The organism is Henriciella aquimarina (assembly GCF_002088975.1).
GTDB lineage: Bacteria > Pseudomonadota > Alphaproteobacteria > Caulobacterales > Hyphomonadaceae > Henriciella > Henriciella aquimarina.
In genome coordinates this window covers 230,209-238,966 of record NZ_NCST01000061.1, presented here as the reverse complement: position 1 = coordinate 238,966, position 8,758 = coordinate 230,209, and the positions used below count along the sequence as shown (strand labels likewise).

Here is an 8,758-nt window from a genome sequence, read left to right as displayed (position 1 = left end):
CTTGTCTTAGAGATTCCTGGTCTTCTGGTTAGAAAAGAACCGCTGGTGGGGACTGCGCAATTTCCCCGCCGGCGTAGAGGAACGGATCGTGCCTGCGCTGGCTGAGTAAGTGCCGTTGGGAAGTTTGATCGTCCTCTTCATTTCCATGCGACCTGAACGGATACGAGGGCATCTAGGCCCGTACGACAAGCAAAGGATCTGGAATGTCCATCGAACCAGTTCGCCAGCATATCGGCGTCGATATTTCAAAGAGCACTCTGGATGCGCACATGTATCCTGAGGGCAGGACCATAACTGTCCCGAATGATAAAAAAGGATTCAGGCAATTGCTGACCTGGATGGCAGGATGTCATCTTGAACAGCTACTCTATGAACCGACCGGGCAGTATCATCTTGCCTTCGAGAAGTTCTTCCTGAAAGCCGAAATACCTCTCGGCAAGGTCAATCCACGGCAGGCTCGACGATTTGCGGACGCATTGGGTGTGTCGGCGAAAACAGACACGATCGATGCCGGGCTTATCGCAAAATACGGGGCGATGATTTCTGTGCGCCGCGTCAGCGACAGAACGATCAAGTTCAATGAAATGAAAGAGCTACAATCGGCTCGGCGCGCTCTGGTGAAAGACAGGACACGCGCGTCCAACCGGTCTTCCGCCCGGATAGCTCCCTTGTTGCGGCGCCAGGCACGGGAAAGGATTGAGCAGATCGACCGTCACATGAAAGCAATCGACGCGGCTCTTCGTTTGCTGGTCCGTGATGATGAATTCCTGAAAGCCAGATTCGACATTCTACAGACTATTCCTGGCATTGGAGAAACAACCGCGATCATGCTTCTGACCGAGATGCCCGAACTCGGCTTCATCGATCACAAGGCGGCCGCCAGTCTTGCAGGACTTGCTCCGATCGCTCGGGACAGCGGCACGTTTCGAGGCAAGCGATACATACAAGGTGGAAGAGCACATTTGCGACAGGCGCTCTATATGCCCACCCTCGTTAGCATAAAGCATAATCCGGAATTCAGCGCGAAATACCAGATGATGGTCGCCACCGGAAAAGCGCCAAAACTGGCCATCACAGCCATAATGAGAAAGCTTATCGTCCTGGCGAACAGTCTGCTTCGCGATAGCCGAAACTGGGTTCCAAGCCGGACTTGACGAAGACGGATACTTCCTACATTGGTCCGCATGATACCGTTTTCCGTGCTCGATCTTGCCCCGATCACCAAAGGCAGCCAGCCGCGCGACGCGCTGGCCCGCTCAAGGCGCCTGGCCACCCATGCCGACCGGCTGGGCTACAATCGCTACTGGCTGGCCGAACACCACAACATGCCCGGCATTGCGAGCGCCGCGACGGCGGTGATGATCGCCCATGCCGGACAGGACACCGAAAACATCCGGCTCGGCGCGGGCGGGATCATGCTGCCCAATCACGCCCCGATCATGGTGGCCGAACAGTTCGGCACGCTGGAGGCGATCTATCCCGGCCGGATCGATCTCGGCCTTGGCCGTGCACCGGGCGGCGACCAGGCGGTCGCCCATGCCCTGCGCCGCACGCTGATTGGCGGCGAAGACCGGTTCCCCAAGGAAGTGGTGGAGCTCCAGGCCTTTCTCGATGACGTCCAACCCGGCCAGCGCGTGCAGGCCGTGCCCGGCGGCGGCACGAAAATCCCGCTCTGGATCCTCGGCTCGTCGACCTTCGGGGCGCAGCTCGCGGCCCATCTCGGCCTGCCCTATGCCTTCGCCTCGCATTTCGCCCCGCAACAGATGGAGCGAGCGGTCTCGATCTACCGGCAAACCTTCCAGCCCTCCGAGCAGCTAAAAGCACCTTACGTCATGCTCGGCTTCAACCTGATCGCGGCCGATACCGACGCCGAGGCCGAACGGCTGGCCTGGTCGCAGAAGCAGACATTCGTGAACCTGCGTCGTGGCATGCCGACACAGCTCGCTCCGCCGGACCCGTCCTTCGGTGCAGAGATCAAGCCGCATGAGCACACCATGCTGGAGCAGACGCTGCGATGCTCGGCCATCGGCTCTCGGGAAACGGTGAAGCAGCAGCTCGAAACCTTCATCGCCGAAACCGGCGCCGACGAGCTGATCATGTCGTCGCATATCTATGACGAAACCGCCCGGCACCGCTCCTACGAAATTGCCGCGGAGGTGCGTGAAAGCCTGAGCACACCGAAGGCCGCGGAATAGTCAGCCTTCCTCACAAAACGTGACTGGCGGTCACGAAGCCGACCCGCTAAACGGGCCGGCTGATGTTGACCCGCCTGCTCGCCCTTCCCGTCCTGATTGCCGCCATCGCCGTCGCGATGGGCAGCGGCATTGACGCGTTGGTGAAAGGCATCGCACCGGGCGCGGGCCTGCATCACCTGCTCGCCTGGCGCTTCCTGTTTGGCGGCATCATCGCCTTTGCCGTCTTCCGCGCCAAGAAGCGCCCCTGGCCGTCCGCGGCCGCGACGCGCTTCCACACCATGCGCGGCCTGCTGCAGCTCTTCTGCGCCTTTACCTTCTTCTACGCCTTGACCCAGTTGCGCCTGGCCGAAGCCACGGCCCTTGGCTTTACCGCCGCCCTGCTGGTGGCGCCGGTCGCGCGCATCGTGATCGGCGAGAAAATCAGCCTTGTGGCTGTCGGCGCGGCCCTGCTCGGCTTTGGCGGAGTGGCGCTCGCGGTCTGGGACTCCAGCGGCGCTGGTCGGAGCCTCGAAGAGGCAAACCGCACGCTGGGGCTGGTCTCGCTCTTCGTGTCGACCATCGGCTATGCCTTCGTGCTCGTCTTCCTGCGTCTGCGCGCGACGAAGGAAGACGCCACGACGATCGCCATGTTTACCAACGTCGTGCCCGCCATTGCGATGCTACCGGTGACGGTCGGCCTCTTCGGCTTCCCGGCGCTTTCCGCGCTTCCGCTTTTCGCCCTGCTGGGCCTGCTCGGCTATTCGGTCTGGTTCCTGATGACGCTGGCCTATGCCCGCGCGCCGGCGCAACAGCTGGCCCCGCTGGAATATACCGCACTGATCTGGGGCGCGGTGTTCGGCCTGGTCTTCTTTGACGAACTGCCCGGCTGGCGGCTCTGGGCCGGCGCGGCGATCATCATTGCAAGCTGCCTGATCGTCGCCTTCGACAGCCACTTTCGCACGCGCCGCGCGACGCGCATGCCCGCGAGCGACCTGCCGGAATAAGCTAGCCGCCGCGGCCGATCTTCACCGCGTCTTTCGCCTTTTCGGTAATGGCCGCCCAGTCGCCCCTGGCAATCTCGTCCTTCGTGGCGAGCCACGAGCCACCAACGGCAATGACGTTCGGCAGGGAAAGATAGTCGCGGGCATTCTCCGGCGTGATGCCGCCGGTCGGCATAAAGTCCATGTGCGGCAGCGGCCCGGCCAGCGATTTCAGGAATTTCGCCCCGCCGGCAGCCTCGGCCGGGAAGAATTTCATGACGCCATAGCCTTCATCGAAGCGCGCCATCGCTTCGCTGGCCGTTGCGACGCCCGGCAGAATGACCCCGTCATGGCTCGACAGCGCATCCAGCAGAAGCGGCGAGGTGCCTGGCGTGACGAGGAAGTCAGACCCGGCTTTCAGGGCGGCATCGACATCGCCTTCGGAGATGATCGTGCCTGCGCCGACCAGCAGGTCCTTCTGCGCCTCGCTCATGATCCGGATGGCTTCGAGCGCCGCCGGGGTGCGCAGCGTCACCTCGACCGCCGTCAGCCCGCCTTTCGCCAGCGCTTCAGCCAGCGGGGCGGCATGCGCCACGTCGTGGATGGTGAGGACAGGCACGATGGGGGCCGCCTCGATCGCGGCACGGAAGGCAGTCATTCGTTTCATGCGGACAGGACCTCATCGAAATGCAGCGCTGCTGCTCCCACTAACGCCGCTTCACCCGAGAGCAAGAGGCGGATCGGGATTGGTGTCATGTAATCGCTCATCGGCCCGCGCTGCAGGAAACGGCTGATCGCTTCAGGGGCAGCCAGCCAGTCAGCCAGGCGCTCGGCAACGCCGCCGGTAATGACGACCCCGCCCTGCGTGCCGTTCATCAGGGCCGCATCGCCCAGCGCATAGAGCGTGCCGCGCGCGCGAATCTCGCAGATGTCGCGGCAGATCCGGTCCCCCTGCTGGGCGCGCTCCATGATCTCGGCCGGGCCGGTCTCCTCCCAGGCCACGCCATCAATCTCACAGAGCGCCTTGTGGACCGCATTGAGCCCCGAGCCCGACAGGACAAGTTCGCGCGAGACATAGCCGTGGCTCTCGCTCAACCGTTCGAATAGCGCCCATTCCCGGGCATTGAACGGGGCAAACGCGGCGTGGCCGCCTTCCCCAGTCAGCACCCGCCAGCCGGTCGCGCCGGCCGGGATGAGAGTTGCCATGCCAAGCCCGGTGCCCGGCCCCGACACCAGGATCGGGTTGCGGCCCTCCTGATCCGGATGCCCGGCCCGCAGGACCCGAAAATCGCTGTCGGGCAACTCCGGTATCGCGCGCGCCATGGCGGCATAATCATTCACAAGCCGCACCCGGCGAAAGCCGCAATGACCGGCCAGGCGGACCGCATCCACCGTCCAGTCCCGGTTTGTCAGCTTGACGTGGTCCTCATCGACGGGACCGGCGAGCGCGATGAGCGCCTGCTTCGGGCGCTTTTCGCCGAGCGCGTCGCAATAGGTCTTCAGGGCCGCATCGAACGTCTCGAAATCGTCGCCCGGCATGACCGAGATGTCGCTGATCAGCGGATGGCCGGCAAAGCCGCGCCGGGCCACAGCGAAGCGGACATTCGTGCCGCCTATGTCTCCGACGAGAACAGGATCGGCCAAGACTAGAACCCCTGCGGCAGGAAGAAGTCGAACAGGCTACCGCCGGATTCCGGACGGTCGGCATTATCGCGGAAGGCGGAAAACAGTTCCCGGCCAAGCCCCTGGCCGCGAATGTTCGGGCGAAATTGAGCCGGTTCGCGCGCCTCGAAGACCGACGGGTCGACATCGATATCGAGACGGCCGGTTTCCGCGTCGAGACGGATCATGTCACCATCCTGCACGCGGGCCAGCGGGCCGCCGCGGGCGGCTTCGGGGCCGACATGGATCGCCGCCGGGATCTTGCCGCTTGCCCCGGACATGCGCCCGTCGGTCACGAGCGCAACCTTGTATCCCTTGTCCTGCAGCGCGCCGAGCGCCGGCGAGAGGGCGTGCAGTTCCGGCATGCCGTTCGCGGCCGGGCCCTGGAAGCGCACAACGGCGATGACATCCTTGTCGAGCTCGCCATTCTTGAAGGCTTCTTTCAGCGACTCCTGATGATCGAAGACGCGGGCAGGCGCCTCGATCACCATACGGTCGGGCTTGACCGAGGAGACCTTGATCACGCCGCGCCCGAGCGGGCCGTCCAGCATGCGCAGGCCGCCTTCAGGCTGGAAAGGGTCGGAGACGGGCCGGACAATGTCCATGTCGCCGCTCTCGGCGGGCGCGTCGCGGAAGGCAACTTCGCCATCCTTGAGCCAGGGCTCGCGCGCATGATCGGCAATCGTGCCCATCACGCCTTGCGCCTCGCCATTGAGCAGCCCGGCCTCGAGCAGCTGGCGCATGACAAAGCTCATCCCGCCAGCGGCCTGGAAGTGATTCACATCCGCCGGGCCGTTCGGATAGATGCGGCAGAGCAGCGGCACAACGGCGCTGACATCCTCAAAATCCTCAAGCGTGACCTGATAGCCCGAGGCGGCTGCCATGGCCGGGATGTGGAGCGCGTGATTGGTCGAGCCGCCGGTCGCCATCAGACCGACCATGGCATTCACCCAGCTGCGGGCATCGATCATCTCGCCCATAGGCGTGTAGTCGCGCTTGACCGTCAGTTCGACGACGCGGCGCACCGCCGCCCGCGTCAAAGCCTCGCGCAGCGGCGTGCCGGGGTTCTCGAAGGCGGCCCCCGGAATGTGCATGCCCATCATTTCCATGAGCATCTGGTTGGAGTTCGCCGTGCCATAGAAGGTGCAGGTGCCGGGGCTGTGATAGCTCTCGGATTCGGCCTTGAGCAGTGCGTCGCGGCCGACCTTGCCGAGGGCATATTCCTGCCGGATGCGCTGTTTCTCCGGGTTTGGCAGCCCGGACGGCATCGGCCCGCCCGGCACGAAGACATGCGGCAGCCAGCCAAAGCGCAGCGCCGCGATCATCAGGCCCGGCACGATCTTGTCGCAGATGCCGAGATGCAGCGCGCCGTCGAACATGTCGTGGCTGAGCGAGACCGCCGAGGCGAGTGCGATGACGTCGCGGGAAAAGAGCGACAGCTCCATGCCCTGCTGGCCCTGGGTGACGCCGTCGCACATGGCCGGAACGCCTCCGGCGACCTGCGCGGTCGCATTCACCTTGCGGGCCTCGTCGCGGATGATTTCGGGGTAGTGCTCATAGGGCGCGTGTGCCGAGAGCATGTCATTATAGGCGGTAACAACGCCGATATTCGGCCAGGAGGCACCGAGCAGCTGCGTCTTGTCGATCACCGCACAGCCGGCCGAGGCATGGGCGAGATTGCCGTCAGCGAGCTTTTCGCGGGCAAACCCTTCGGGCCGACGTGAGCGGATCAGCTCCAGATAGGCCGCGCGGGTCTCTTTCGACCGGTCTTCAATCCGGTCGGTGACCTCTTTGATCTTTGGGTGCAGTGTCGTCATTTGCCATTGCTCCACCAGTCGCGGCCATCCTCCCGAAGCAGCATGCGGGACTCCACGGGGCCATCTTCGAGGCCGGCCGCATAGGTATACATCGGCACCTTCGCATCAGCCCAGGCGTCAAGCAGGCCATCGACCCACTCCCAGGCCTCCTCGACCTCTTCCCGGCGCATGAACAGGGCGAGATTGCCACGCACCACGTCCATCAGAAGACGCTCATAGGCGTCGGGGTACCGCACCTGAAACGATTCCGCATAGGAGAGGTTCAGCGGCAATGACTGTACGCGCAGGCCGCCCGGCCCCGGCTCCTTGATCTGGACGTAGAGCTGCACGCCTTCATCGGGCTGCAAGCGAATGATCAGCCGGTTGGAATGAGCCTGCGCCTCGCCGAACATGGCGTGCGGCGCCTCGCGGAACTGTACCACGATCTCTGAATGGCGCGAACGCATGCGCTTGCCGGTACGCAGATAGAACGGCACGCGCGCCCAGCGCCAATTGTCGACCCACGCCTTCAGCGCAACGAAGGTCTCGGTGCCGCTTTCACCGTCTTCCAGCTCTTCGAGATAACCTTTGACCTGCTTGCCCTCGACGGTGCCCGGCCCGTACTGGGCGCGCACGCTATCCTTGCCAACGCATTTCGCCTCAACCGGGCGCAGGGCGTTGAGCACCTTGATCTTCTCGGTGCGGATCTCGTCGGCCTCGATCGAATTTGGCGGCTCCATGGCGATGAGGCAGAGGAGCTGCAGGAGGTGGTTCTGCACCATGTCGCGCACCGCGCCGGCAGTGTCGTAATAGCCGGCCCGGTCGCCCACGCCGACGTTCTCCGACACGGTGATCTGGATATGGTCGATGGCGGTGCGGTTCCAGAGCGGCTCGAACAGCGTATTGCCGAAGCGCAGGACGAGCAGGTTCTGGACGGTTTCCTTCCCGAGATAATGGTCGATCCGGTAGATCCGGTCCTCGCTGAACACCGCGCCAACCCCGGCATTGATGGCCTTGGCGGATTCGAGATCCGTCCCGATCGGCTTTTCCAGAACGACACGGGCATCGCCATCCGCGAGTCCCGACGCGCCAATCGCCTCACAGATGGGGACATAGATCTTGGGCGTGACCGCGAGATAGAAGATCGCCGGGCGGTCATCGTCGCCGAGCTTGACTTTCAGGTCGCTCCAGTCTTCGTCCGGCTTGGTTGCGTCCATGGCGACATAGTGAAGAAGCGCCTCGAACGCCTTCCAGCCCTCTTCGTCGAAGTCCGACCCAGTCGATGCCTTGCAGGCTTTCCTGGCAAAGGCGCGGAATTCCTTGTCGTCCATCTCCGTGCGCGACACGCCGACGAGACGGGAATCTTCCGGGATCTGACCGTCGAGAAAGCGGTGATAGAGCGCCGGTATCAGCTTGCGCTGCGAAAGATCGCCCGTGCCCCCGAAGATGACGAGGTCGAACGTTTCAACGGGAATAAATTTTGCCATATGCCCCAAATATCTATGGACCAGCCCCACCCCTGTCAAAGCCAATCGGGCCTCGGCCGCGAAAATGTTTGCGCTAACACTTTTTAGAGGCAGGCCGCTTTCAGGTCCATAGGGAAATTTGCCAAATTTTGCACCATGATTGCATTATTTTGCGAAACTGAATTCCAGTATCGACCGGCTCAGGAGCAGGTTGACGCCAGCTTTTTTGCAGACGCGGAGAGGATAACGGGCACATTGCTTTCCTGCGTGCCCGTCCAACCCGTCGCATTCAGCTGGGCCTTGCCGCCATCCACACTGAGGAGCCCGGTCAGCTGCCCGTCCGGCCCGCCCTTGCAGCGCAGGGTAAAGTGATAGCCGCCAGACTGGTTGGCGCCATCGATCACCCGGCAATTCGGATTGATGTCATTGAGCAGGCTCTCATAGGAGGACGCCGCCATTTGCGGGTCCACACAATGGGTGCCGGCATCCTGCATCGGCACCGGGCCGAGCGCGGCATTCGCCTCATAGGACCAGAGCCCCGGCGTGACCTCGCCCTCCGCGGCAGCGGCAAACGTCAGGAGAAGCGGAAGCCAAACAAGGGCAAAGAGGGGTTTCATCGAGGGCGGTCCTTGAAGCGGAGACAGGAGCGAAAAGTCTGGCCGGTCCGGCCGTTCCGCTCA

At 63.3% G+C, this 8,758-nt stretch carries 8 protein-coding genes; 3 read left to right on the top strand and 5 right to left on the bottom strand.

All coding sequences use genetic code 11. From position 1 onward, the window contains the following. Positions 1–203 precede the first annotated feature (203 nt). From B8784_RS09670 to B8784_RS09660, 3 genes are all read left to right on the top strand, one after another. Positions 204–1,154, top strand: a complete 951-nt coding sequence (locus B8784_RS09670; protein ID WP_084396263.1) for an IS110 family RNA-guided transposase — start codon at positions 204–206, stop codon at positions 1,152–1,154. Positions 1,155–1,184: 30 nt separating this feature from the next. Continuing rightward, positions 1,185–2,195 (top strand): LLM class flavin-dependent oxidoreductase, encoded by a 1,011-nt coding sequence (locus B8784_RS09665; RefSeq protein ID WP_084397740.1) that lies wholly within the window; start codon positions 1,185–1,187, stop codon positions 2,193–2,195. Positions 2,196–2,257: 62 nt separating this feature from the next. Further along, complete coding sequence (locus tag B8784_RS09660; protein ID WP_084397739.1) at positions 2,258–3,178, top strand: DMT family transporter; 921 nt, start codon at positions 2,258–2,260, stop codon at positions 3,176–3,178. A 1-nt stretch (position 3,179) separates the two neighbouring features. Here B8784_RS09660 and eda read toward each other — a convergent pair whose 3' ends face one another. From eda to B8784_RS09635, 5 genes are all read right to left on the bottom strand, one after another. Next, entirely contained in the window at positions 3,180–3,821 is a 642-nt protein-coding gene (gene eda / locus B8784_RS09655) for a bifunctional 4-hydroxy-2-oxoglutarate aldolase/2-dehydro-3-deoxy-phosphogluconate aldolase (protein ID WP_084397738.1), read from the bottom strand. Then, a complete protein-coding gene (locus B8784_RS09650) occupies positions 3,818–4,798 on the bottom strand; it encodes a glucokinase (RefSeq protein WP_084397737.1) in 981 nt (326 codons plus the stop codon). Before B8784_RS09650 ends, eda begins: the two co-directional genes overlap by 4 nt. Positions 4,799–4,800: 2 nt before the next feature. Further along, positions 4,801–6,633: a phosphogluconate dehydratase gene (gene edd / locus B8784_RS09645; RefSeq protein WP_084397736.1), complete on the bottom strand. Its 1,833-nt coding sequence runs from the start codon at positions 6,631–6,633 to the stop codon at positions 4,801–4,803. Continuing rightward, complete coding sequence (gene zwf / locus B8784_RS09640; RefSeq protein ID WP_084397735.1) at positions 6,630–8,099, bottom strand: glucose-6-phosphate dehydrogenase; 1,470 nt, start codon at positions 8,097–8,099, stop codon at positions 6,630–6,632. Before zwf ends, edd begins: the two co-directional genes overlap by 4 nt. A gap of 179 nt (positions 8,100–8,278) precedes the next feature. Further along, the gene (locus B8784_RS09635; protein ID WP_084397734.1) at positions 8,279–8,695 is read right to left on the bottom strand and encodes a DUF3617 domain-containing protein; all 417 of its coding nucleotides are present in this window, start codon (positions 8,693–8,695) and stop codon (positions 8,279–8,281) included. Positions 8,696–8,758: the final 63 nt, after the last annotated feature.

Excerpts from the sequence above, each read along its gene's own strand:
- B8784_RS09670 (WP_084396263.1), top strand. The coding sequence starts at position 204 with ATGTCCATCGAACCAGTTCGCCAGCATATCGGCGTCGATATTTCAAAG.
- B8784_RS09665 (WP_084397740.1), top strand. The coding sequence starts at position 1,185 with ATGATACCGTTTTCCGTGCTCGATCTTGCCCCGATCACCAAAGGCAGC.
- B8784_RS09660 (WP_084397739.1), top strand. The coding sequence starts at position 2,258 with ATGTTGACCCGCCTGCTCGCCCTTCCCGTCCTGATTGCCGCCATCGCC.
- eda (WP_084397738.1), bottom strand. The coding sequence starts at position 3,821 with ATGAAACGAATGACTGCCTTCCGTGCCGCGATCGAGGCGGCCCCCATC.
- edd (WP_084397736.1), bottom strand. The coding sequence starts at position 6,633 with ATGACGACACTGCACCCAAAGATCAAAGAGGTCACCGACCGGATTGAA.
- zwf (WP_084397735.1), bottom strand. The coding sequence starts at position 8,099 with ATGGCAAAATTTATTCCCGTTGAAACGTTCGACCTCGTCATCTTCGGG.
- B8784_RS09635 (WP_084397734.1), bottom strand. The coding sequence starts at position 8,695 with ATGAAACCCCTCTTTGCCCTTGTTTGGCTTCCGCTTCTCCTGACGTTT.